Here is a 23,692-nt window from a genome sequence, read left to right as displayed (position 1 = left end):
ATCCAATTTACCCGGCGGGTTCTGCTCGCCGGGTTCTGCCATGAATGAAAGTTATGCCGCCGTGGAGGCGATCAGTTGAAACGCAATGTCCTGCCCGGCCTGCCCCTATCGTTGGGCATCACCCTCTTTTACGTGGGACTGATCGTCGTGTTGCCCTTGGCGGCTCTGGTCTTCAAGGCAGCGAGCCTTGGACCAGCCGAATATTGGGCGATCGTCTCGTCACCGCGCGCTGTCGCCAGCTACCGCGTCACCGTGCTTACGGCCCTTGTTGCCACCGCCTTCAACCTCGTCTTCGGCCTGGCGCTTGCCTGGGTACTCGTTCGCTACCGCTTCCCTGGGCGTCGGATCATCGACGCGATTGTCGATCTGCCTTTTGCCCTGCCGACGGCCGTGGCCGGCATTGCGCTGACGACGCTGTTTTCATCCAATGGGTGGTTCGGAGCATTTTTAGCACCCTTCGGTATCAAGGTGGCGTACACGCCAATCGGCATCATGGTGGCCATGTGTTTCACCAGCCTGCCCTTCATCGTCCGCACCGTACAGCCGGTGCTTGAGGATCTCGATCCTGCACTGGAGGAGGCGGCCCAATCGCTCGGCGGATCGGACGGCGCCATTTTCGTGCGCGTTATCCTGCCCTTGCTGATGCCGGCGCTACTGGCTGGCCTATCACTATCCTTCGCGCGGTCGCTTGGCGAGTTCGGCGCGATTATCTTCATCGCCGGCAATCAGCCGATGGAAACCGAAATCACCGCATTGCTCGCCTTCATTCGGCTTGAGGAATACGACTATCAGGCCGCCGCTGCCATCGCGTCAGTGCTGTTGATCACCGCTTTCCTGATGCTGGCGGCCACCAATCTCCTGCAGGCACGTGCCTTGCGCTACACCGCGAGGACTTGAGATGATGCCGACCAGACGCAAACCGCCGCGCGTCGGCGACGGCCCGATCATACGCCGTGTGTTGATTGGCACGACCCTGTTCTTCGGTGCCATTCTGGTGCTTGCCCCCCTGATCGTGATTGCAGTCGAAGCCTTCGGTCAAGGTCTGAAAGCCTATGCGGCGACGATCGCTCATCCCGATACACGCCACGCCATTTTCATGACGGTCGCAACCGCGTTGATCGCCGTTCCCATCAATAGCGCCTTCGGTCTCGCGGCCGCCTGGGCAATCACCAAGTTCGATTTTTGGGGACGACGCTTCCTTCTCGTCGTGATCGAGATCCCATTTTCGATCTCGCCGATCGTTGCCGGCGTCGCCTATCTCTTCGTCTACGGTCTGCAGGGCTTGTTCGGCCCTATGCTGGAGGCTGCGGATATCAAGATTCTGTTTGCCCTGCCGGGCATTGTCCTTGCCTCGATGTTCGTAACAGCACCTTTCGTGGCGCGTGAGCTCATTCCATTGATGCAGGCACAGGGCAGGGACCTCGAAGAGGCGGCAACCTCGCTTGGTGCGTCGGGCTGGCGCACGTTCTTCTCCGTGACGCTTCCCAATGTGAAATGGGCGCTGCTTTACGGCGTGGTTCTCTGCAACGCCCGGGTCATGGGTGAGTTTGGCGCGGTCTCCGTGGTCTCCGGCAATATTCGCGGCCAGACCAACACCCTGCCGCTCCATATCGAGCTGCTTTATCACGACTACCAGGCGGCCGGCGCCTTTGCCGCCGCCTCAATCCTTGCGACGCTCGCCGTCGTTACCATCATTGCCAAGGTCGCGCTTGAGCGTCGCGGCGCAGGCCGCAGGCCGGCGCTTGCCGCCGCCGCCAAAGAACAGAATGCAGGAACCCGCCCATGAAGATCAGTCTCGAGCAGGTTACAAAGACCTTCGACACGTTCCGCGCCGTGCACGGCGTCTCGCTTGGCATCGAGAGCGGTCAGCTGGTGGCACTCCTTGGTCCCTCGGGCTCCGGCAAGACGACAATCCTGCGCATGGTGGCCGGGCTCGAATATGCCGATGGTGGTCACATCTATTTTGGCGACCAGGACGCGACCGACATCTCGGTGCGCGATCGCGGCGTCGGCTTCGTCTTTCAGCACTACGCGCTCTTTCCGCATATGACCGTCGCCGAGAACATCGCCTTCGGCATGAAGGTGTCCAAGACCAAGCGCAGCAAGCCCGAAATCGCCACACGCGTTTCCGAACTCCTGCGGCTGGTAAAGCTCGAAGGACTGGGCGACCGTTTCCCCGGCCAGATTTCCGGCGGTCAGCGTCAGCGTGTGGCCCTGGCCCGCGCACTTGCCGTCGATCCGAAGGTGCTGCTTCTCGACGAACCTTTCGGTGCGCTCGATGCCAACGTTCGCCGCGATCTCCGCCGCTGGCTTCGCGAGATTCACGACGAACTCGGCATTACGACCCTCTTCGTGACGCATGACCAGGAAGAGGCGCTCGACCTAGCAGATCGGGTGGTGATCCTCAATGAAGGCAAGATCGTCCAGGAGGGCACGCCTGCAGAGGTCTGCCGACATCCGGGTTCGGCATTTGTCATGCAGTTTCTCGGGGACGTGAATAAGTTTCCAGGCGTGGCACGGGACGGTTTCGTTTTTGTCGGCGACACGGCAACTGGCATCGCGTCTACCGAAACCGGTCCTGTCGACGTCTTTGTAAGGCCAAGGGATATTATTTGGCAGAAGGATGCGGGCGGTATTCCCGTGGATATCGAGCGTACATTACATCGGCCCGACGGATTGTCCGTCGTTGGCACGACCAAAGCTGGTATTCGAGTGGAGTTCGAAATCCCTGAACAAGCTGAACCCGATCTGTCTCGGGGGGCGGGGATTATCCTTAGGAACGCGCAGGTTTTCCCGAGAGGTGTTTAAATCGAGTGCGCGTGCAAGACCTTAAAAAGCGGCGAATTAACCTGCGTCGGAGACCCGGCGCAAGTGTCATGCTGAACCGATCTTCATGAAAATGGGGAGAGACATGTCTCCTACAGCACATCGCAGTGAGATCGAGAAGAGAAGATCACGGAGTTTTGGCGTTCAGCGGAGCCGGCGGGCGTAACGCAACGATAACCGGCGCGCCGGTGAGCGGAATTCCGGCCGTTTGTCCTTACCCAAGCGCCTGCGCGGTAAGATTACAGCGTAAACTCATAAAATTTCTTGGCATTTATCGGCCGCCGTGATTCAAGGCTTCGAAATAGGGAAGCATTTGATGACGCGTCGTCGCTACGAACTGGACTGACCACGAATGGTCGATCATATCGCCGTTGTTGCCCAACAAGCCACGCGGCGTTGCCCGCGTTGATGATCGGGGGGTGCTGAATGGCATCCTCTGGCGGTTTCGAACGGGCTCGCCTTGGGCGGAAGTTCCGGAACGCTATGGCCCGCCGACGACCTGTTACAACCGCTTCGTCCGCTGGCGCAAAGCCGGGGTATGGGATCGGCTTCTTGAAGCGGTGTCCAAGGCCTACGATGGCGACATTGTCATGATCGACTCGACCTGTGTCCGCGTTCACCAGCACGCGGCCACGGGAAAAAAAGGGATGGAGACGATGGTGGCATGGGACGTTCCCGCGGCGGGCTTACGAGCAAAATCCACGCGCTCGTCGATGCCGAAGGTCGCCCGGTCAATCTGCGTCTGACTGGTGGACAGATCGCCGATTGTGCCGAAGCCGACGCGCTGACGGATGAGCTTGGCGAGGGGACATCCTGCTGGCCGACAAGGGTTATGACACGAATGCCATTCGGGCTAAGGCCGCCGAGCGAAAGGCCTGGGCCAACATCCCGCCGAAGAGTAATCGCAAGGGCTCTTTCGTGTTCTCGCGCTGGGTCTATCGGCAACGCAATCTCGTGGAACGGTTCTTCAACAGGATCAAGCAGTTCCGAGGCATCGCAACCCGATATGATAAGCGCCCGGAAAACTACCTCGCCGCCGTAAAGGTCGTCGCAACAAGAATATGGTGCCAAAGTTTATGAGTCGACGCCGTAGGACAACGGCCTTACGTCTTCTCAGCATCCCTTTCTAGGGAGGACACCTACGCCGCCGATTTTGCGGACGTCATTACCATGTCAACGTGAATGTTTCCGAAGGGGCATGTAAGTGCGCCACGTTCATCACGCTCGATTAGTCCTAGATTGACAAGCACCGCAGCGTCTTCATGCACGCGCTTGACATCTCGTCCTAGCCGGCGCGCAAGTTCACGGACTCCGATCGTTCCACTCCTGAGAAGCTCGTTCAGCATCTCCCATCGACGTTCGGTAAGGTGGGAGAAAAACGCTCCGGGAGTAGCAAAATTCAGCGTCTCGCCCTGATAGGTCCCGGTGGCAAGACCCACCTTGGCCTTCTCTCCGGCGGCGCGCAGGGCCGATTTCCAATCGGTGTTCGTCGTGATGGTCAATGTCCTCATGACTGCCTCCGTTTTTCGATCTCTGACATGAAGTCCTCAATGAGTTGCTCAAGCGACGTGAACTGGTAAGGATACTCTTTGCCGTCCAGATGCATATGATCACCCTTGCCGCGCTCGTTATCGAAACCGACGACGCGCTCGCGGTTTCGAATATAGACCGTGCGAAACTTGAAACCGTGCGTGGTCGGGGGAACGGGTTCCGGCAGCTTCCAGATGACAAACTGGATGATGCTGCCGTCTGCTTCAACGTTTTTGTGCTCGGTGATTTTTTGCGCATCCATGTTGGCTAATATGCCAACAATCGCCCGCTGTTGTCAATCTAGCCAACACTGCGTCTATGACAGATCGCAGGCTTTCCTGAGTACCGGCAGGGGTATCATAGAAGGGCCTATCCGGAAGGTGCCAGTAATGCCCCCGGGCGACGCCGCCAATGGTGAGCACAAGACGCAATTTCATGCTCCAACAATTTCAGAAGCTTCGTCGTTGGCGCCACTTTCATTTCTTCAAGCACGTCATCAAATGAAGGTCGCATGGGGGCCCGAGCCAGCCGTTCGTCGCGAGCCTTCGTGCGCGCGCAGATCTTACGGGCGTCCACATTGTGTGCTTGGAAAGATTGCCTAATTTAATTGGCGGGGAAGGTCAATTTATCGAACACGCAACAATCATGACGCCGATAGGCGGAGGAAGCGCCTGGCCTCGTCAGCCGGATGGTGATCCTTAACCAAAGCCGGATTGTGCAGGTAGGCCTACAGAAGTAGCCGAGCGCCGGGCTCGGACGATCAAGCTAGCACCTGCCTGAAACAGCATTGGATGCATGGATATTCGGTTTGCGCAGATAACTGGAATTATGAGTTAAATTTCATTCAAAGCTCTGGCATAAGCGGCATACCGACTCCGGTTTCGCTGAACTGCAAGATAGAGAATGATGGCTGACGCTTCACAGGTCGAATTCAAGGTGCCGCTCAAGGCTGCGCTGGAAGATTATGCCGACCGTGCTGTCGTTCTAACGGTTATGGATCCAGGGCACCGTTTGGGTCTGCGCCCGCGCTTGGCGTTGCATCGTAAGGGTAGAGTACCAGCTACGGTTTTCCGCTCTTTCCTGGTGAACAGCAAAGGCCGCGGACGGTTTTATGGATGGCTGCCGGTGCAATTCGAAGGCGCGACGCTTATCGCCGATGATGCAACAGCGGAAATATTGGCGGACGTTACCCCGGAAATAAACGTGCGGCGGCTGTCGCTGCTCGAAATCGGGACTATCCTTGCTCTGCAACGACCCTTGTTCATTCTTCGTATTCTTCGTCTTCTCATGGCGCGCAACGTGAAAGGCGCAACGTTTCGCTTTGCCAGGCAAGTCGACGCTTTGTCGGCGCCGAGTTATGACGAATGGATCGACGCCCAGCAGGCGGCGGAGCGCACGGAGGTGCCTGACGCTCCGGGAGATTGGCCAGCAAAACCTTTCGTCTTCGTTTCGATTGGGCGCGGCACTGAGCAGGCCGTCGCCGAAACACGCGCTTCACTGGCCACACAGACCTGGCGCGACTACGCCGAGATGCCCGCCAGTGAAGTCGCAGGTATGAACGATGGGAACGCAGCCCGACCGCAACTATGGATGCGGCTTCCCGCGGGCATGCGCCTGGCGCCGCGTGCTTTGGAGAGGCTTGCACGCCCCTTCGCTTTCTCGTCTTCGGTGACTGCAGTTTATAGCGACGAAGATCGTATCAATAAGCGTGGTCGCCGACACGATCCGTTCTTCAAGCCGGCTTGGAATCTGCCCCTTGCGCAATCCGGTTGGCTCCCATTGGACGGCGCACTTGTCCGCTTGGCTGACCTGCCGGAGGGCTTGGATCTTGAGAATCGGCCGATGGGTGAGGTGATCGCCAAAGCTGCAAAAGGCCGTCGCGGTGCGGTCCTTCATGTGCCTCGGGTTCTCTTGCACAGAGACGCCCCATATCAGCGAATGATGGGGCCTGTCCGGCTCAATGCGGATACGGTCGAGGTGCGCAAGGTGAGCGTCATCATCCCGACGCGGGATCGAGCTGACCTGCTAGAGGCATGCCTAAGGGGCCTTTTTGAAAGCACTGATGGCGTTGATCTGGAGGTTATTGTCATCGACAATGACAGCAGCGATCCCGCAGCTCTGGCCCTTATGGACCGCTATGAGAAGGCTGGGCGTATCCGTCGTCTGACGCTGCCAGGTGGGTTCAATTTTTCACGGGCCTGCAATCTTGGTGTCGAAGCATCGCGCAACGAATTCATCCTTTTGCTCAACAATGACGTCGAACCATTGCAGCCGGGATGGCTTTCGAATCTTGCGCGGGAGTTGGATGATCCCGATGTTGGCGCCGCGGGCAGCCTACTGTTTTTCCCCGATGGCTACGTGCAACACGGCGGTGTTACGCTCGGGGCGGGGACTGTTGCAAGGCACAGCTTTCATTTCCTGCACCCGCAATCAGGTGAGGACAATGGTCTCTTGAGTGAGCGGCGGGAGATCTCTGCAGTCACCGCAGCTTGCCTGCTGACACGCAAGAGCCTATGGGCGCAAATTGGTGGCATGGATGAGAGCAATTTGACCGTTGCGTTCAACGATGTCGACTACTGCGTCAAGGTGCGGCAGGCGGGATGCACGATTGTCTGGACGCCTGATAGCGCCATGCTGCACAGGGAATCGGTCTCTCGAGGAGCCGACAATACTCCTGAAAAGCTGCGCCGTTTCGCGCGCGAGGAAAAGACGGTGTATCAGCGGTGGGGCGATATTTTGCGGAATGATCCGTATCACAACCCGAACCTCTCCCTGATCGCGGAGGATTTTGTTCTCGAGGCCCGCCCGCGCGATCTATCTCCTAGGTCATCACGATGACTGATCTCAGAGAACGACTTGCCCTTTGGATCGAGCGCAAGTTGCCGCGCCCGAAGCTGAGGCCGGGGGCGACTGGTCGTCCACGTGGGACTGTCAAACGGATCATCGTCTTCGGGCGCATGCCGAACCCGACTTTTGATTATTATTTTGCTCCTCGGCTCGATGCGCCGGGCAACCCCCTTCTGAGGTCGTCGACATCAGGCACGGCAAATTCGATTTGGGATTATCCTTAGGAATGGAATTTTTTCCGAAAGGTGTCAAATCCAGTGCGCGTGTGGGACCAACCTTGCGAACAAAAATTGCGGATGCTCTTCTGCCGGAAGTGGGGTGCGTTCCCTGACGATCGCCTTACTCATGTAGGCGAGAGTTAGTCAGCGCAGAACGCAGTGAAAGAAGCACGCCCCATCTGCTGCGCCTTCGACATCTTGCTGCGTCCCTCAAATGCAACCTGCTGAACATGAGGCGGTGGCGCAATTAGGTGTCTAGGGATTGCTGGAAACGCACGTCCACACCATAGTAGCGCTATGCGGCACCTTTTTCGTACGATTGTAGACATCTTCATGTTCGGATCGACAGAGTCATCCGAACTACCTCCTCTCGATCAGGAGCGAAAGTTCATGCTCAAGCAGTATCGACTAGGCCTCATCACCGAAAGTGAATGGCGAGATTTGCTCGATCGAGACCCGACGCTTGCGGCCCATTTTAAGTTTCGTGATCCGCTCGCTAGGCAGCCAACTTTGAGTTGACTTGGCGGCCAACAACTGTCGAACTCATCATGTCGTGGTCGGTGAGCTCCACTCACTACCTGAGGAATGGACGGGCAGGTGAGATTGCTTTATCGCCGAGGCAGTCGTCGAGCACCTTGAAAGACCTTGGATCGCAGCAAACGAGGTCGCGAGGATTCCGGCTCCGGGTTGGCTATTTTTCGTTGCAACCCACTCTCATGTTCGCCTTTTCAAGTCGCAGGCATAGAAATTCTCCCGCCCGATGTTCTCGGACGTCGTGTTTCGTATGAGTGCGTCCTGGGGAAAGCAGGAGGCACGGTCAATGAACGACGGTTGATCATGCTCTGATGCGCGGGTTGGTTACCGCCGGACCTGATGCGTCGCGGAGCGTCCTCAGTCTAGTTGGCAGCGTCGGAATTAAACCGGCTGATAGTGNATCATGCTCTGATGCGCGGGTTGGTTACCGCCGGACCTGATGCGTCGCGGAGCGTCCTCAGTCTAGTTGGCAGCGTCGGAATTAAACCGGCTGATAGTGGAAACGAGGGTTCTCCTGCCGTGACCGTGCCCCCAGCCTTGCCCAGGTGCACATGGCTTTCTGATCGGCTCTTCTCCTCCTCGCTGATCTAGACTTTGGCGGTGTTCAACGGGCGCGCGACCTGACATGCAATCGACCAGACGAAGCCCGACAGTTCGCGCGCAATCGCTGTGGTCACGGTCGTGGCTGGCTTTCCGGCCTTCGTGAGCTTGCGATAGCGGCCGCACAGCCGCACCTGCGCTTTCCACGCCGTATCGCGGATCGTTTTTGGAAGCTGCTCCTGGCGCAGCAATTGATCGCGGCTCACCCTTGCTGGAAACCGGTAGCTCCAGGCCGCCTCGATCAACATGCGGCGTGCGGTTCCGTTCCCCGCTTTCGTAATGCCGCCCTGGCGTCGGGTTGCGCCGCTCGAATGCTCCGATGGCACCAGTCCAAGATACGCCATCAATTGGCGTGGGTTTGTGAAGCGGCTGAGATCGCCCAATTCGGCAATCATCGTTGCTGCGGTCACCAGAGCCATGCCACGCAGCGATTGCAATGCATGGACGACCGGGGCCAATGACCAATCGCCCAACATGATCTCGATTTGCTTCGTCAGCCGATCCCGCCGGTCCGTAGCAGCCTCGATCGTCGCGATATGATCCTCAAGCACAATGTAGTGGGCCGGTTGCGCGAAGCGGAGGCCTGCCAGCCAACGGCGGTGCATCTGCGTCCAGGCTGGACGGCCATAATGGCAGCCATGGCGCAGGAGGAATCCACTGAGCTGCTGGCGCGCCTGTCGCAGGCTGCGCACGGCAGCCAGGCGTGCCCGCACCAGATCGCGCATCGCCTCATGGGCGGGATCGGGGATCCAGACACGGCAGCCAGGCGTGCCCGCACCAGATCGCGCATCGCCTCATGGGCGGGATCGGGGATCCAGACGGCGCTCAGTTCACCAGCGCGATGAAGCCTTGCCAGATTGTTGGCATCTCGACGGTCTGTCTTGATGCGATCGCCCGGCTTTCGCGGGATCAAAGAGGGGGCGACAACCACGCAGTCATGACCTGCGGCAGACAGTTGGCGCTGAATGCCATAGCCGCAGGGTCCTGCTTCGTAGCAAAACTTCAGCGTCCGCCCTGGCTGTGAAAGCTTCGCCAGCATACGGGCCAAGGCCGTTGGCGTGTTTACGATCTGGCCAAACGCGCGCACGTCCCCACGTTTGCCGCCATCAGCGAGCGCGACCGAAATCGTTTCTTTGTGAACGTCCAATCCGACATATGTGATAGTGTCTGCCACGGCCCGTCTCCTATGCATGAGGCTCTGTGCGAGGATAACTCACGCAACCCTCGATACCTGCATATTGTGAGACGGGTCACCCGGTCCCAAGGCGAACATTTAGTCTAGTGCTTCCCAGTCCACGGACATATGGCTCTCCTGGAGCACTGGAACCGAGAATTTCCGTCGTACATATTGTTGCGGGCGACGGGCCGGCGGCACTAGGTATCATTACTCTCCTCAGGCACAAATTTGAACCTTTCGTATAAATCGTGTTGCGGCGTTGCCCAAAAAAAGCAAAATCGCTGCGTCTGTGAATTCGAACGTTCAGACTGGGTTGTAGGAGATGAAGCTTTTTGCATCCTAGTTTCGTTTGATCGCGACGTGGTCGGCGGGGGTGCGTTCGCTCGACGCAACCGCGCACTGTCGGGGCTCGCCACGGCAGGCTAGCCCGGTGATTAGCAAAGTTTGCATGAAACAGCTGACGGACGTTAAAGGCCTGATCGGAAAAGACGAGCACCTCGACGCCTCGGGAAATCACCAAAGTCTCGTCGAGTCCGCTGTTCGTCTCGGCGAGAGCATCGTCCTAGCCGTTGCCGGCGTTTCCGACCGAAGGCTCAACTCCTCCTCGACCAGCAGATGCTCAAAAGTCTGCGACGAAATTGCCTTCTGGGTCGCCAACCAAATAGCCAAGCCTTGGTAGGCCGTTTCCGTCATGCGGCTATGCGGCTTCATCCTTCTGAAGTTTAATGCTCGATCTCGCACTTTCTATGTTACTGAGGAGACGTATTTAGGGTTGGGTGTCTCGGCGTCGGTCCATGGTGCGAATTCGGCGATGCAGTGGAGACACGCTTGATGTGCACATCAGAGTTGCAGTCACCCCACGATATCTCATTCAGATCCATGTTGCGCTTGGGTCTTTGGTGTGGTTGAAACGCACCCACTGGATTCATTGTCGATGGGGACTAAATGCTTTTCGAACGGACTGCTATTCGGGATGTTGTAATAATTACGCCTAAGAAGTTCGGCGATTCTCGCGGCTACTTCATGGAAACGTTTCGCGTAGATCAGTTCGAGGCGGAGGTTGGAGGCTTCACCTTTGTCCAGGACAATCGTTCATTCTCTGCTGAAACTGGAACTGTTCGGGGCCTGCATTTTCAACTCAACCCCCGTGCGCAGGGAAAGCTTGTATCCTGCACAGCGGGCGCATTGCTTGATGTGGCCGTAGATATTCGAAACGGATCGCCAACTTATGGGCAGTTCGTGACCGCGGAACTGACTGCAAGCAATGCTCGTCAGCTTTGGGTTCCGCCTGGCTTTGCACACGGATTCTGCACATTAGAGCCGAATACCGTGATCAGCTACAAGGTAACAGACTACTACTCTCCTGAGTATGACCGCGGACTGCTATGGAACGATCCAGACATTGCGATCGAGTGGCCGGTGACGACGGATGTCGCCATTCTTTCCGACAAAGATCAGAGGCAACCAGTGTTGGCAGATCTTCAAACCAACTTTGTCTTCGCTTCCTAACCGGCAAGGACCGGCGGTTTGACGCCAACTCAATCAATTTATCGGAGTACATCGAAACATGCGCGTTCTGATCACAGGTGGGGCGGGTTTCATAGGATCAGCTCTCGTTCGTCATCTCGTTCTTGATAAAGGCTACGAGGTACTGAACGTCGACAAGCTCACCTACGCCGCGACGCTTTCATCGCTGAAGCAAGTGGAGTCCGCGTCTTCATACCGTTTCCTCAAGGCGGACATTTGTGATGCAAGGGCGATCTCGGAGGCGTTTTCGACATTCAAACCTGACCGTGTAATGCACTTGGCGGCCGAGAGCCACGTGGATCGTTCTATTACCGGCTCAAGGGCATTTGTGGAAACCAATGTACTCGGTACCTTCAATATGCTCGAATGCGCGCGCCGTTATTGGACCGGATTGACGCAGGAGTTGCAAAGCCAGTTTCGCTTCCTGCATGTTTCGACTGATGAGGTTTATGGCTCACTTGGCGAGGATGGCTTGTTTTCCGAGACGACGGCCTATGACCCAAGTTCGCCTTATTCGGCATCCAAAGCCGCATCTGACCATCTCGCAAAGGCCTGGTCGCACACCTACGGCATGCCGATCGTAGTATCGAACTGTTCGAATAATTATGGACCCTACCACTTCCCGGAAAAACTGATTCCGTTGGTTATTTTGAATGCACTCGAGGGAAAACCTCTCCCAGTCTACGGCAATGGCGCCAACATCCGCGATTGGCTGTTTGTTGATGATCATGCCCGCGCGCTCGACACCATCGTTGAGAAGGGAAGAGTTGGGGAAACCTACAATGTGGGAGGGCGAAATGAGCGCCGAAACATTGATGTCGTCAGGCGCATTTGCGCGCTGATGAACGAGTTTAACCCTGCCGGCGGACAACACGAGGACTTGATCCAGTTTGTGACGGACCGGCCTGGCCACGACGTGCGCTACGCGATTGATGCAACCAAGCTGGAGAAAGAACTTGGCTGGAGGGCACAAGAGACATTCGATACCGGTATCGAAAAGACAGTGCGCTGGTACCTCGACAATGCCTGGTGGTGGGCGCCCCTTCGTGAAGGCTACGAAGGCACGCGTCTTGGGCTGCTGAAGTCCGGTACCGCACAATGAGCCGCCCCTGGCGCTTTGTTGTGACCGGGCTCACTGGCCAAGTGGTTCAGTCACTCGTAGTGCGCAGTTCTCACTGTGAGGATGTGCAGATCGTTGCAATAGGGCGTCCAGACTTTGATTTGGCGAATGCTGAAAGTATAGCGCGTTCTATCGAAACGGCGCGGCCCGACCTGATCGTGTCGGCCGCTGCCTATACGGCTGTCGACCAGGCCGAGAGCAACGAAGGCGGTGCTTTTGCAGTCAATGCTGAAGGGCCAGCTGCGGTTGCACGGTTCGCAAAAACATTCGATGTTCCGATTATTCATTTGTCGACCGATTATGTGTTCGACGGCAGCAAAGCTGGACCCTATGTCGAGAGCGACCCAGTGGCTCCTCTGGGCGTTTATGGGAGAAGCAAGTTGCTGGGCGAGCAACTGGTAGCGTCTTCGCAAGCGAACCACGCAATTCTCCGTACTGCCTGGGTCTATAGCCCATTTGGCAAGAATTTCGTGCGGACAATGCTTCATGCGGCCGAGACGCGGACGGAATTGAGCGTTGTTCACGATCAGGTCGGCAATCCGACCTCTGCGCTCGATATTGCAGATGCAATCTTGACGGTTGGACGAAACCTCTTGGGTTCGAACGATCTTGCCCTGCGCGGGATCTTCCATTTAACTGGACGAGGTGCCGCAACGTGGGCGGAGTTCGCCGAGGAAATATTTAGAGTTTCCAAAACGATGGGTGGGCCGTTTGCCAAGATAAACCGCATTTCCACGAGCGATTATCCGACGCCGGCGCAACGCCCTGCTAATTCACAGCTCAACTGCGAGCGCATTGCCGAATATCATGGCGTAGTCCTACCCAACTGGAAGATTTCCACCAGTGAAGTCGTCGGCCGTCTAACGCGATAATAGATTTAAAGCGGAGTTTCTTGAATGAAGGGTATTATACTTGCTGGCGGCAGTGGAACTCGTCTGCATCCTATGACATTGGTCAGTTCGAAACAATTGATCCCTGTTTACGATAAGCCAATGATCTATTATCCATTGTCGACATTGATGTTGGCGGGGATTCGAGAAATATTGATTATCTCGACGCCGAGGGACCTACCTGCTTTTCAAGCCTTGCTTGGGGATGGCTCCAAATGGGGGCTTTCCCTGACCTATGCCGAGCAGGCGTCGCCAAATGGTCTTGCTCAAGCCTACGTCATCGGAGCTGACTTTGTAGGAAACAGTCCATCGTGCTTGGTTCTCGGTGACAATATCTTCTTCGGCCATGGAATTACTGAGCTCTTTAAAAGCGCTATGGAACGTACGGATGGTGCGACAGTCTTCGCCTACCATGTAAACGATCCCGAACGCTATGGAGTGGTCGAATTCGACCCGGCGATGCGGGCGCTGACGATTGAAGAGAAACCAGAGAGGCCCCGTTCCCACTGGGCTGTGACGGGGTTGTATTTTTACGACCAGGATGTCGTTGATATTGCCGCGAACCTTAAGCCCTCAGCTCGCGGTGAGTTTGAGATCACAGACGTTAATCGCACATATCTTGAGCGCGGTAAGCTACATGTCGAGAAGATGGGGAGAGGATATGCATGGCTTGATACCGGGACTCCCGATAGCCTCCTAGAGGCGTCAGAGTTTGTTGCGACCTTAGAACGGAGACAGGGCTTCAAAATTGCATGCCCGGAAGAAGTTGCTTATCGTCTCGGCTTCATTGACACCAACCAACTAGAGTCACTTGCAGGTCAATATGGCAAGAGCGCCTATGGCCACTACCTGACAAGCGTCCTTGAAAGTTAAACTTCTGTAGGGGGAATGGCGGACGCGCGCCCGTTTGCGCGCGTCGGAAGCAAGTTTCCCCGGCGAGTAGCTCCTAAGTGAACCAACGTCGCGGAACGGGAAGGGAACTAAACGGTGTAATCTTTGGGTCCGAGCGATCCGTGCTGTAACCGGGATTGCTCGCAGGATCATCGAACGTGTGTGTTAGATGTAGGCGCTTCAGGTTCTCCTTCTCCCGCTCGAACCGCTTGCTGTTTTCGCCACCGAGGTCGGAACCACGAGAAACGGATTCGTGATGTATGAGGCACGCAAACGGCGTCCAGACAATGCGGAAGCCTGCTTTGTGCGCCCTGAGACAGTAATCGACGTCATTATATGCGACGGCAAAGTTATCCTCGTCCCACTGTCCAATTTGCCGCGCGCATTCGCCAGAAATCAGCATTACTGCACCAGTTACGCACGTCATCGAATTCCGCACATGCAGGCGATTCATCGGTCCACCGAAATTTTCACGCTTGTTCAAATACCAATGGCCGGCAAGGCCACCGAAGCCGGTGATGACGCCAGCATGTTGAAGGCGTCGATCCGGATAAAGGAGCTTCGCACCCACGATACCGACCCGATCGTACGACAAGCAATCAACAAGCTCATCAAGCCACCCGCCGTCGATGATCTCGACGTCATTGTTAAGCAGGAGGAAGTGCTCCCCGCTCGCGCGTTCCATGCCCTCGTTGATTGCCCTTGAGAAGTTGAAGGTAGCCTGCTTGATATGGCACGAAAATGACGGAAACCGCTGTCCGTACTCATTGTAGAGCGCGAGCGTTGCCGGTTCTGTGGAACCATTGTCTATTACTATGACTTCGTGATTGTCATACGCGGTCTGTTCATAGATTCCCTTCAACAACGTCGCCATCAGGGCGTAGGAGTCTTTGTTCGGGATGATTATGGATATCTTCGGGCGGTTTGTCGCTGATGTTCCGAACCGGATACGGTGAAGCGTGGTCGTCAGAGCCTCAGTGACCTCAGTTTCTTTTCCCGCGCGTGCGAATTTATCCTTAAGGGCTGCGCGTGCGTTGTCCGTCGCTCGATCAATAAACTTGCTGGAGTAGGTTGTTCCAGTCTGCCGCCACCAATACGCTGGATACGGCACGTGGATGATCATCGCGTCGTCTAGTCCTTCGAGATAACGAAGCAGCAGGTCGTAGTCTTGAGAGCCTTCGAAGCCGCTACGAAGCCGCCCAATATCATTCAGCCGCTGCCGGCGATAGACGGAGAAGTGATTTATATAGTTCACGCCAGTCAAAAGTACCGGATCATAGGCCGGCTTGAGCATAAGGCCGATCGGCTCTAGCGCATCATTAACGACCAATTCATCCGTGTAGAAGAACTCCGCGTCGGGATGTGTGGCAATGGCGTTCCGGATGACAGTCAAACCGTTGGGCGCGATAGCGTCATCATGGTCCAGCAGCGCGACCCATTCACCCCGCGCAGCATCGACGCCAGAATTGGTCGCCAATGCTATGCCTTTGTTGATAGGGTTCGCAACAACTACAATGTTTGGTTTTGCAGGTTGTGAAGTGAACCAGCCCAAGGTGTCTGATGAATCAGAACCATCGTCCGACAGAACAAGCTCCACGCCTTCGATGTTTTGTTGTTCAAACGACGAGACCAATTCATTCAAGTAGCGAACTGGAGCGTTATAAACAGGAACAACGATGCTGAGCCACGGATCCGTGCAGCCTAGCTGACCTGGAAAAAGCTTATCAGCAAGTATGCGAGCCTGCTCCACATAGCGCGCGGCCACGGTCTTTCGCTTTCCAAGCCTGATCGTTGGCAGCTTCTTCCAGAACCTTGGGAGTCGTGAAAATCGGGCGACTACCAATTCACTGTTCTGACGTTGCTGATCCGAGATGAAATGCTGCAACGCAATAGCCGATCGAATTGCTCGGACTTCTAGGGTCAGTTGGCAAGGTTCACTAGACGGGTCTAGCCTTAAAGTGCAGATGGTACCGAAGGAACCGACATCGGCGACAATCAGAAAGTCTATCCCTGACCCCGCCGTTAACGCTTCTTCCTCGCGGAATCCCTGACCCCTATTGACGTAAAGTTTTGGTTGAATTTCCCCGCTGCGGGAAGCCAGTTTGATGACGACGTAGCGTTCACGGAACGGCGCGAAGCGTATGAAGAAATGGGGGTCGTCACCCTCCGCCAGCCAGAGACCGCGCTCGTCAGCGTCTGCCACGAGTTCGTTGTGCGCAATGACATTGAGCATGTCACTCATTTCCCTTCGAGAGTAATCCGGCGAACGATCCGTTCCAGCACAAGACCGATGCATAGAGCACCAAGGCCAAACGACAAAAGATACGGCTTGTCAAGGACTTGGCTGTTGTACGTCGGGTAGAACGCAGAGCGCATCCATTCGACTGCATGGACCACCGGATTCCAAGACAGGGCATAAGCGATTTGTGTCGGCAGCGCTGATATGACGAACAGCGTTCCAGACGATACGTAGACAACGATTAGACATAGTGCGTAAACGGTTGCGAAGAATGTGAACAACGCAGTGATTACACCCGTGACGACGCCAACGCCAACCGCCAGCAAAATTGTGGACAGAAATGCTTTGGCCGCTTCAGACCAATCATATGGAAATGGCTTGTCACCCAAAGACAGCAGAATCATAAACGTCAAAAAGACTGTAAAACAGGCTGCGATCGTCTCTAGAAAGGCCCTTGCGAAAAGAATGTCGAGAATCTTCACTGCGGGTATCGCGAGCATTGGGCGGTTCATTACAATCGATAACGCCATGAACCGCGATACGTACATGAACGTCAGGCAGGGAAGTAGGCCCGTCGCGAAGAATAACCTCATGCTGTCACCAAACGGTGTCCTTCTCCCTGCAAACGCATAGATCAGGAGCAGCACAAACATGTGTGTTAGAGGCCATACGGAAACCAGCAGAAATCCTAAGCCGTGATTGAAGAAGCGTGTACGCATGTCGCGCAGGATGACCGCACGCATAACGTTTGCCTTTTGCCTAAGGGCATAGCGAATTGATCGCGGGTCTTTGCCAGGCTCATAAGCGATGCTCTTCGTCATTTTGCTTCCGCTTGAAAAAGGCCCGGAATGGTTGGTTCCGCGGCGCGCATTCTTTCCACGGTCATCAACGTCGCTGCGCGTGCTATTTCGCGAGCAGATTCAGAGTTCACGAGCGTTTCTATTGCGGCGATCCATGCCCTGTAGTCATTTTCTACTAGCATTTCACCCGCGCTCTGGTTTCGACGGTAAACTTCGGAGTTAGAGTAAATAGCTGCGGCCCCCATACGACTGACGTCAATCCGCTTTGTGTCAGCACGGGCACTGTTAATGCGCCCGTCCAAAAGGGGCACCAACGCAATGTCAGTCGGAGAATGGCGGCTTCGCAATGCAAACTCTTTCCAGGGAAGGGGAGGTAGTATCCGCAACCTTGAGTCGGCAGGTTTTTTATCCTGCCATATGCTGGCGTTGCGTCCACCGGCCGTCACTTCAAATATTATGTTCTCGTGACGGGATAGAATTTCATCGATTATAGGTTTTAAGAAGGCGTGTTCGCCGCGATGGATGCCTGTCGCGTGATATCCAATAGTCAAACTATAATTGCGCGTTGTTCGCTTGGCGGGGCGCACGTCGGAACCGGTGGGCAACGGAGGTAGCAGCCGTACAACAGCGCCATTTGACTCCAGAACACTAACTAGTGCAGGTGTAGCTGCCCATACAATGTCGAGATGTGCATTGAGCCGGCGCAGCGGCCACAGATGCAAGCGAGCCAGCTTTGCGCGGTACGGCAAGGGGGTGTTCTGATCCAACACAATAGCAGAAACGTCGTCATCGATAAACATGCCAACGCCAGCCAACTGGGCGGCATGTCTCTCAATCCAGTTGAGTTGCCGCCAACCTAGATACCGACAGATAATTACAAAGCAACCCTCGGGATTGATGCCTGTAATATCGTGGTCGAGGCAACGCACATTTACCGGGATGCGAGCACTATAGAAGTGCAAACGCTCTTCCAGAAAATAGCTGAAACTAGGGTTTTCTCCCTGGCGAAAAACGACGATTGAGCGCGGGACAGACTCGGTAAAAGTGCTCCTGCGTGTTCTAGGTTGCGGCAGAAACGCGGAGATTTTCCGGCGTATAGCCGCTCCAACAGTGTTGTGGAATTGGTCTTCGAGCCAAGTCATCCGGCTAATTTGTTTCGTGTAAGCACAAGGGCGCCAATGGATGATACCCAGGCAACCAGAGAGGTAATCGCGACTATTAATACCCAAAATGCACGTCTCGGGTAAAGCGCCTCGTCAGGTAAGTTCGGCTCGAGGAAGCTATCGAGATACATCAATTGCTGCTTACTAATGAACTGGACCTGCTCGAATGATCTGACACTTGCGGCAAACTGCTGTTCCGCAAGTTGCAGTTCGAACTGGAGGCTAGAGAGCTCAGCTGAGACATTCGCTAGACTTTGCTCCGAAGGCTGGTTGGGGCCTGCTAGTTGCCGCTGGAGGTCATCGATCTGTGCCTGTTTGCTCTGGATTTCTCTTGCAAGCACGCGCATCTGCGGCGCCTCCTTCGAGACACTCTCGAGTTTTACGGTGTACGATTGCTCAAGCTCTATTTTCTCCTTCTGCAGAGTCGTGATCAGGTTGGACAGCATGGAAGACGACCCCTCGATGGTAAGTACCCCTGTCCTGTTCTGCTGGGTAGCTACACGCTCCCGCACATCGCGGAGTTTCTCCGATGCTCGATCAAGATTGGCTTTGGACGTCGCGATTACGTCTTTCCAGATTCGGTCGCTTAGTTGGTTGATCGTGCGCTCCGACGCGGCGATAACCGCAGTCAAAATATTCCGTGCGTCCGCCGCCGAAAACGCGCGGGCGGTCACAGTGATGATACCACTTGACGGACTTACGGACGTCTTGACCATGCCATCCCAGTATTCCAAAAACTCTTCATATGTGGCATCCGATTTCAACCGCGCGAAGAAATCCGCATCCTTGACTATGAAACGGTCCCGAACGCCAATCTGCTGTTCAAGTGCCTCAAGGATCGCGCGACTGTGTATGAAGTTTGTGACAATCTGAGTGTCTTGAACGATCTTGGCTGATGGCAAACCGGTAATCTTGCCGAGTTGATCCTTGCCTATGGCCGGAGCTGAAGTTCGCACGACAAAGCGAGCCTCAGACTGGTATTGGTCAGAGGCGATCAAGCCGTAATACGTTATTGCGCAAACATTTGGCAGTATAAGAATACAAAAGGTGATGCATATCGTTGCCCATCGAAATACTCTGTCTGCCAGTCGTGGTCGAAGCCCCGCTGCCTCGTAGAGCTTGCTTCGGTTGGAGGTAGAGAAGCGCAGCTTTCGAGCGGTTGCGGACAACGCCTTGGTCGCAGAACGACTCTTTTGCAGAGCCGTTGACCGCTGAATATCCTGTTTCAGGTTTGTCATCTTTGGCGTATTTTCGTCTCGTGGTTGTGAGGCCGTTCATCTCACCGATTTAGTCGGTAGTAAGTCTCAATCGCGTCACTAACCTTGTCAAACAAGAGCATCTGTCCATCGACGAGAACAATCCCCTTGTCGCAATATGCGCTGATCGTCGACATGCTGTGAGAAATCATAATTATGTCAGAGTCCTTGCGACGGTTCTCAAACGCAGTGCGGCATCGTGCCTGAAACCTTGCGTCTCCGACTGCCGTGATTTCGTCCACTAGATAACAGTCAAATTCGATAGCCATAGACAGACCAAATGCAAGTCTAGCCATCATGCCCGAGGAATATGTGCGCACAGGGGCAAATATATAGTCGCCCAATTCTGCGAAATCCTCGACGAAATCCGAAACACGCCGCACATCTTCCCCGTATGCACGGGCAACGAAGGCGAGATTGTCCCGACCAGTCATTTGTGGATGGAAGCCGCCTGCGAATCCTAGTGGCCAGGAAACCCGAAGATCTTTGATGATCCTGCCCGAATTTGGGAGGGAAGATCCGGCAATCATCTTCATGGTCGTAGATTTTCCCGCTCCGTTCACTCCGAGCAACCCGTACGAGTAGCCGGACAGGAACTCCATACTGACGCGATCCAAGATTACTTTCTTGTGGCCTTCGGTTTTGAAATACTTTGAGACGTTCCTGAGTTTTATCATCGCGCCCTCAATCACAGACGATGATCTTCGACCGATGCCCAGATGAGGGCCAGCGTCACCCATGCGACCGAGAGCGCAAGCAATACAAGAAGCGGAGAGGACCATCGGTGAGGATAAAGAGACTCTTCCGGTACAGTTGGTGGCACAAACACAACGACATAAAGAGCTTTTCGTGTTGCTTCCGCTTGGGCCATCTCCAGGTTCTTTTGTGACGCCTCGTAAAGGCTCTCTGCAACGCGGCGATCGGTCTCAAGATGCGCGAAAGTTTTGATTGCCCCAGCAATGTTTTCATCGTTTCGTGTTCCTCCGGCCAACTCCTCCCTAAGTTTTACAATCTGATCCTCAAGGTTCTTGCTCGCCAACACCAACTGTTGATGCGCTGGTGACGAATCCGCTTTCGACTCTTTGAGAACAAAAAGCCGTGTGTCTAGTTCGAGCTTGCGCGCGAGTAGTCCGACCAAAAGCGTACCAGTCTCAGTGGCCCGTGCTTCTGGTGTGAGAAATCCGGTCGTATTCTGAAACTCGTTGAGCGCGGCTAGTGCTTTGCGATAGTTTTCACTCGACCGTTGAACCTCGTCGGCGAAACGCGCCGTCATGTCCCGCTGCGCTCTTACTGATAGCTCGTTGATCAAAATCTCGCTCTCACGAATGATCATAGACGCTAGTTGTCTCGAGTCCTCCGGCGAAAACGAACGAGTTTTCAGTGTAATAATCCCGGAGGGTCCGTCCACATAAGTTGAGACCTGCTTTTCCCAGTATTTCAAAAATTCTTCAGTTGATTCGTTTTTGTCGATGCGCGAAAGGAAATCGGCGCTGTCAAGTGAGAACATCTGACGATAGTCGATGCTTGTGCCAAGCCTTTTTAAAATTTCTGTTGAGTGTATGAAACTGGTGACAACGTAACCATCCTGAGACATGGTAGACATCGACAATATATTAGTGTCGGCACTGTCCTTGGCTTGATCCTCTGCAAGAGACCGAACCGCAAAGCGCGCCTCTGCGATATATTGATCCGATGCTATAAACGCAAAATATACGATGCTGGCTAAGAACGGTACAATCACAAAGCCAATAAAACTCACGACGGAGAATGGTAGTTTGCCGCTCGTCTGAGTTCGCGGACCCGGCTGACCGCCTCCGGCCGGCGCAGGACGTTCCGAGTCGACTTCGATTAGCTTCGACCCAGACTCTCGAACGCGGAGTGTTCCGGTATTGCGGAGCTTGCTCACGAGTGACGATTTTGCTCTAACCAAAGTGTCGGTCAGCGGCTCTCGTAGGCTGGAAGTCGGGACATCCTTCCGATTTGTCGGGTCAGAGTTCATGCGACGAGCTTATCTCCATCGCCTGGCGTATGTAGTAATCTAGAATAAGATCATCCTCGAGGTATGTTTCCGCGACGGCCAGCGTCCTCAGTTCAGACGCAATGCCATCGATTGTCTGATTGCGTTGTACGATCGGAATGACGTCCATGTCGACGTTTAGCAGTTCGCTCAGTGAAGAAGCAAATGTTAGTGTGTCATTAATATGCCCGATCACCTCAAATCGAGAAATCACGTCCATAGCAGCCGCGATGTCCCGTCGAGTGGAGGGTTGATCTGCATCCGAACAGGCAAACTGTCGTGTCGTTGGCGAAAGGAGGGCCATGCGAACTTTCGGCGGCGCCTTCTTTAGAGCCTTGCCGATTGCGCTCGTATCTTTGATATCCAGGTCCCCGAAATACTCGATGGCAGGTGACAACGTCATTTGGTCGCGGTCACCGAGGAAGACAGGCTTGATGGATGCAAATCGCTTTAGCATTGCTATCCGTAATGCCATTTCGTAGTATGGGTCAGTAAGCAAAGCGATCGCTTTAAAGCCCTTATCAAGGAACTCTTGATAATTGCGAACTTGCAGTCGTCCACTCAAATACATCGAAGTCATATTTTCTAAATGAAATGCTTGAAGCGTTGTTTCGTTTCCGAAGCGCTCAAGTGAGGGCAGCGCGTACTGAAAGAGACTGTACATTTGGCGATCAATAGCGACGTGCGGAAGCAGTTGCGTTTCAAACCGCACGATTTTCATATTGATCTGTTGAGTTTGAAACGGTCTGCGGTAGATGAGGAGCTCCGATTTGCTATCGCGAATGCAAAGCGTCGAGCGGTGCGCTAGCTGTGGAATATTATTCTCTGTGAGCTTGAAGCCAACCATACCCGTCTCGTGGCGGCCTGCCGCAAGAACGGACTTGTGGAACTGATCGCACGGAATCTCGGCAATTTTGCCATCATCGTCGGAGACGAGGACAATTGGTACGTCCGAGAAGCCATCGGGAATTAGATAGCCTTCAACAAGGTGGCCAGCGTCGCGTTGAACGTTGAACAGCAACTCGTGGGCCTACTGTGCGGACCGACTTCGCTGCGCAAAAAGGGAAAAGCATGGCCCGCCCCCATGCGTTAGGTCCTCCTGACCAATACATATATCCCCGAAGCCAAGTGCGCTCAAAAGCGAAATGATGTCATCTCGTCGCATCCAGTAGTGGCGGTCTTTCATGCCGCCACAGAACTTATCGTTGGTGTTCGCATTGAGGTACCCGCGCTCAAAGTAACGTATTGGTACGCCGGCGAAAGTTCGTGTTTCTACGTTGCCGGTAAATGCTTGCCTGCGACTATCTGAAGGCGGCATCGCTTCATCATCGAAATAGTGCGTCCAGACGAACAGTTTGTCGCAACGGCTTGTAATCTGGCATAGAAAATGTCCAGGATCATGCATGTGGTACAGCACACCTGAGGCGATTGCTAGGTCATAGTGCGTCTTGGTATCTTGGAGCCACCGGAGAGCGTCACCGAGATAGAAATTCGCTCGGTCGACGCTAAGCACTTCCTTGGTGACAAGACACCGCAGAAAGCACCCCTTGTTGGCCTCTATTGCATCGATTGCGGTAGGTCTGTGCTTGTTCAGCATATAAGTATGCATGCCCTCCAACGGCCCAACTTCGAGAATTCTTTTATTCTCCAGTGAACCGGCTTGGCTAACCGCCCAAGTAATGCGACCGTCAGCGAAAAGCGGATGAGTGCCAGCCTGCAGTCCAACCTCAGGCGGGAATGCAGAATTCCATCCAGGCAGTGCGTCTACAGCATTCTGATGACGCGGAAACTCACGATTATATTGATCGAACACCCGTTCGCCGGCGTGCTCCTCTACCTTCTGATTGCGGCGAGTAAATTTTTTCAACCCGAACATGGGCTCGTTCCTTTATTGCGTCCTGCCGCCAATCGATGAAGGCGCTTTATAATAATGCACCCGGCGAAACGCAACCGCGTTGTCGCTATTGATGCCTAGGTGTAGGTTATCGGGAAATAGCCCTTCGTGAGCGCGGCGAACGGCCTTCATCCAGGACTTCAAGCATGCACCAACACGATCT

19 protein-coding genes and 2 pseudogenes are annotated in these 23,692 nt (G+C 54.9%); 10 read left to right on the top strand and 11 right to left on the bottom strand.

The window, feature by feature from the left end; genetic code table 11:
- The first annotated feature begins 75 nt into the window (after positions 1-75).
- From cysT to ASD02_RS37245, 4 genes and pseudogenes are all read left to right on the top strand, one after another.
- Positions 76-897 carry a sulfate ABC transporter permease subunit CysT gene (cysT, locus tag ASD02_RS20630; protein WP_057220232.1) on the top strand — a complete coding sequence of 274 codons (822 nt, stop codon included), beginning with the start codon at positions 76-78 and terminating at the stop codon, positions 895-897.
- 1 nt (position 898) lies between these two features.
- On the top strand, positions 899-1,786 hold the full coding sequence (gene cysW, locus ASD02_RS20625; RefSeq protein WP_057220231.1) for a sulfate ABC transporter permease subunit CysW: 888 nt from the start codon (positions 899-901) through the stop codon (positions 1,784-1,786).
- Positions 1,783-2,808 (top strand): sulfate/molybdate ABC transporter ATP-binding protein, encoded by a 1,026-nt coding sequence (locus ASD02_RS20620; protein ID WP_057220230.1) that lies wholly within the window; start codon positions 1,783-1,785, stop codon positions 2,806-2,808. The genes cysW and ASD02_RS20620 overlap by 4 nt, the downstream gene beginning before the upstream one ends.
- A gap of 334 nt (positions 2,809-3,142) precedes the next feature.
- Positions 3,143-3,906 (top strand): annotated as a pseudogene (locus ASD02_RS37245) (IS5 family transposase).
- A 59-nt stretch (positions 3,907-3,965) separates the two neighbouring features.
- Here ASD02_RS37245 and ASD02_RS20610 read toward each other — a convergent pair.
- Together ASD02_RS20610 and ASD02_RS20605 are read right to left on the bottom strand one after the other, a co-directional pair.
- Complete coding sequence (locus ASD02_RS20610) at positions 3,966-4,337, bottom strand: hypothetical protein (protein ID WP_057204524.1); 372 nt, start codon at positions 4,335-4,337, stop codon at positions 3,966-3,968.
- The gene (locus ASD02_RS20605) at positions 4,334-4,618 is read right to left on the bottom strand and encodes a DUF6516 family protein (protein ID WP_057220229.1); all 285 of its coding nucleotides are present in this window, start codon (positions 4,616-4,618) and stop codon (positions 4,334-4,336) included. Before ASD02_RS20605 ends, ASD02_RS20610 begins: the two co-directional genes overlap by 4 nt.
- Before the next feature lie 641 nt (positions 4,619-5,259).
- Here ASD02_RS20605 and ASD02_RS20600 point away from each other — a divergent pair.
- Positions 5,260-7,194, top strand: a complete 1,935-nt coding sequence (locus ASD02_RS20600; RefSeq protein ID WP_057220228.1) for a glycosyltransferase family 2 protein — start codon at positions 5,260-5,262, stop codon at positions 7,192-7,194.
- A 1,348-nt stretch (positions 7,195-8,542) separates the two neighbouring features.
- Here ASD02_RS20600 and ASD02_RS20590 read toward each other — a convergent pair.
- Positions 8,543-9,729: pseudogene (locus ASD02_RS20590) on the bottom strand (IS110 family transposase).
- A 451-nt stretch (positions 9,730-10,180) separates the two neighbouring features.
- Between ASD02_RS20590 and ASD02_RS20585 the strand changes: the two are divergent.
- The 5 genes from ASD02_RS20585 (at position 10,181) to rfbA (ending at position 14,142) form a co-directional block, all read left to right on the top strand.
- Positions 10,181-10,411, top strand: coding sequence for a hypothetical protein (locus tag ASD02_RS20585; protein ID WP_057220225.1), 231 nt, complete (start codon positions 10,181-10,183; stop codon positions 10,409-10,411).
- Positions 10,412-10,677: 266 nt separating this feature from the next.
- Positions 10,678-11,241, top strand: a complete 564-nt coding sequence (gene rfbC, locus ASD02_RS20580) for a dTDP-4-dehydrorhamnose 3,5-epimerase (RefSeq protein ID WP_057220224.1) — start codon at positions 10,678-10,680, stop codon at positions 11,239-11,241.
- Positions 11,242-11,299: 58 nt separating this feature from the next.
- The gene (rfbB, locus tag ASD02_RS20575) at positions 11,300-12,361 is read left to right on the top strand and encodes a dTDP-glucose 4,6-dehydratase (RefSeq protein WP_057220223.1); all 1,062 of its coding nucleotides are present in this window, start codon (positions 11,300-11,302) and stop codon (positions 12,359-12,361) included.
- Positions 12,358-13,251, top strand: coding sequence for a dTDP-4-dehydrorhamnose reductase (gene rfbD / locus ASD02_RS20570; protein ID WP_057220222.1), 894 nt, complete (start codon positions 12,358-12,360; stop codon positions 13,249-13,251). The genes rfbB and rfbD overlap by 4 nt, the downstream gene beginning before the upstream one ends.
- Positions 13,252-13,275: 24 nt before the next feature.
- A complete protein-coding gene (rfbA, locus tag ASD02_RS20565) occupies positions 13,276-14,142 on the top strand; it encodes a glucose-1-phosphate thymidylyltransferase RfbA (protein WP_057220221.1) in 867 nt (288 codons plus the stop codon).
- A gap of 73 nt (positions 14,143-14,215) precedes the next feature.
- Here the strand turns inward: rfbA and ASD02_RS20560 are convergent, their stop codons facing one another.
- The 8 genes from ASD02_RS20560 to ASD02_RS20525 are packed head-to-tail and all read right to left on the bottom strand — an operon-like array spanning position 14,216 to position 23,511.
- Positions 14,216-16,393 (bottom strand): glycosyltransferase family 2 protein, encoded by a 2,178-nt coding sequence (locus ASD02_RS20560; RefSeq protein ID WP_082555580.1) that lies wholly within the window; start codon positions 16,391-16,393, stop codon positions 14,216-14,218.
- Between the two features lie 5 nt (positions 16,394-16,398).
- The gene (locus ASD02_RS20555) at positions 16,399-17,220 is read right to left on the bottom strand and encodes a capsular biosynthesis protein (RefSeq protein ID WP_244494251.1); all 822 of its coding nucleotides are present in this window, start codon (positions 17,218-17,220) and stop codon (positions 16,399-16,401) included.
- The gene (locus ASD02_RS20550) at positions 17,217-18,341 is read right to left on the bottom strand and encodes a hypothetical protein (RefSeq protein WP_156408433.1); all 1,125 of its coding nucleotides are present in this window, start codon (positions 18,339-18,341) and stop codon (positions 17,217-17,219) included. Before ASD02_RS20550 ends, ASD02_RS20555 begins: the two co-directional genes overlap by 4 nt.
- Positions 18,338-19,600 carry a capsule biosynthesis protein gene (locus ASD02_RS20545; protein WP_057220219.1) on the bottom strand — a complete coding sequence of 421 codons (1,263 nt, stop codon included), beginning with the start codon at positions 19,598-19,600 and terminating at the stop codon, positions 18,338-18,340. Before ASD02_RS20545 ends, ASD02_RS20550 begins: the two co-directional genes overlap by 4 nt.
- A gap of 41 nt (positions 19,601-19,641) precedes the next feature.
- A complete protein-coding gene (locus ASD02_RS20540; protein ID WP_057220368.1) occupies positions 19,642-20,295 on the bottom strand; it encodes an ABC transporter ATP-binding protein in 654 nt (217 codons plus the stop codon).
- A gap of 11 nt (positions 20,296-20,306) precedes the next feature.
- Positions 20,307-21,617: a capsule biosynthesis protein gene (locus ASD02_RS20535; RefSeq protein WP_156408432.1), complete on the bottom strand. Its 1,311-nt coding sequence runs from the start codon at positions 21,615-21,617 to the stop codon at positions 20,307-20,309.
- On the bottom strand, positions 21,607-22,656 hold the full coding sequence (locus tag ASD02_RS20530) for a hypothetical protein (RefSeq protein WP_057220217.1): 1,050 nt from the start codon (positions 22,654-22,656) through the stop codon (positions 21,607-21,609). Before ASD02_RS20530 ends, ASD02_RS20535 begins: the two co-directional genes overlap by 11 nt.
- Before the next feature lie 9 nt (positions 22,657-22,665).
- Complete coding sequence (locus tag ASD02_RS20525; RefSeq protein ID WP_057220216.1) at positions 22,666-23,511, bottom strand: class I SAM-dependent methyltransferase; 846 nt, start codon at positions 23,509-23,511, stop codon at positions 22,666-22,668.
- Between the last annotated feature and the right edge of the window lie 181 nt (positions 23,512-23,692).

The sequence above is a fragment of the Ensifer sp. Root1252 genome, assembly GCF_001425885.1.
Taxonomy (GTDB): domain Bacteria; phylum Pseudomonadota; class Alphaproteobacteria; order Rhizobiales; family Rhizobiaceae; genus Ensifer; species Ensifer canadensis.
This window is presented reverse-complemented; position numbering and strand designations above follow the sequence as displayed.

Bases quoted from the DNA above. Each gene is read 5' to 3' on its own strand.
- rfbC (WP_057220224.1), top strand. From the start codon at position 10,678: ATGCTTTTCGAACGGACTGCTATTCGGGATGTTGTAATAATTACGCCT.
- ASD02_RS20585 (WP_057220225.1), top strand. From the start codon at position 10,181: ATGAAACAGCTGACGGACGTTAAAGGCCTGATCGGAAAAGACGAGCAC.
- ASD02_RS20525 (WP_057220216.1), bottom strand. From the start codon at position 23,511: ATGTTCGGGTTGAAAAAATTTACTCGCCGCAATCAGAAGGTAGAGGAG.
- ASD02_RS20560 (WP_082555580.1), bottom strand. From the start codon at position 16,393: ATGCTCAATGTCATTGCGCACAACGAACTCGTGGCAGACGCTGACGAG.
- rfbD (WP_057220222.1), top strand. From the start codon at position 12,358: ATGAGCCGCCCCTGGCGCTTTGTTGTGACCGGGCTCACTGGCCAAGTG.
- ASD02_RS20540 (WP_057220368.1), bottom strand. From the start codon at position 20,295: ATGATAAAACTCAGGAACGTCTCAAAGTATTTCAAAACCGAAGGCCAC.
- cysW (WP_057220231.1), top strand. From the start codon at position 899: ATGATGCCGACCAGACGCAAACCGCCGCGCGTCGGCGACGGCCCGATC.
- ASD02_RS20600 (WP_057220228.1), top strand. From the start codon at position 5,260: ATGATGGCTGACGCTTCACAGGTCGAATTCAAGGTGCCGCTCAAGGCT.
- ASD02_RS20550 (WP_156408433.1), bottom strand. From the start codon at position 18,341: ATGACTTGGCTCGAAGACCAATTCCACAACACTGTTGGAGCGGCTATA.
- ASD02_RS20605 (WP_057220229.1), bottom strand. From the start codon at position 4,618: ATGGATGCGCAAAAAATCACCGAGCACAAAAACGTTGAAGCAGACGGC.
- ASD02_RS20610 (WP_057204524.1), bottom strand. From the start codon at position 4,337: ATGAGGACATTGACCATCACGACGAACACCGATTGGAAATCGGCCCTG.
- ASD02_RS20535 (WP_156408432.1), bottom strand. From the start codon at position 21,617: ATGAACTCTGACCCGACAAATCGGAAGGATGTCCCGACTTCCAGCCTA.
- ASD02_RS20620 (WP_057220230.1), top strand. From the start codon at position 1,783: ATGAAGATCAGTCTCGAGCAGGTTACAAAGACCTTCGACACGTTCCGC.
- ASD02_RS20555 (WP_244494251.1), bottom strand. From the start codon at position 17,220: ATGACGAAGAGCATCGCTTATGAGCCTGGCAAAGACCCGCGATCAATT.
- rfbA (WP_057220221.1), top strand. From the start codon at position 13,276: ATGAAGGGTATTATACTTGCTGGCGGCAGTGGAACTCGTCTGCATCCT.
- ASD02_RS20545 (WP_057220219.1), bottom strand. From the start codon at position 19,600: ATGACAAACCTGAAACAGGATATTCAGCGGTCAACGGCTCTGCAAAAG.
- rfbB (WP_057220223.1), top strand. From the start codon at position 11,300: ATGCGCGTTCTGATCACAGGTGGGGCGGGTTTCATAGGATCAGCTCTC.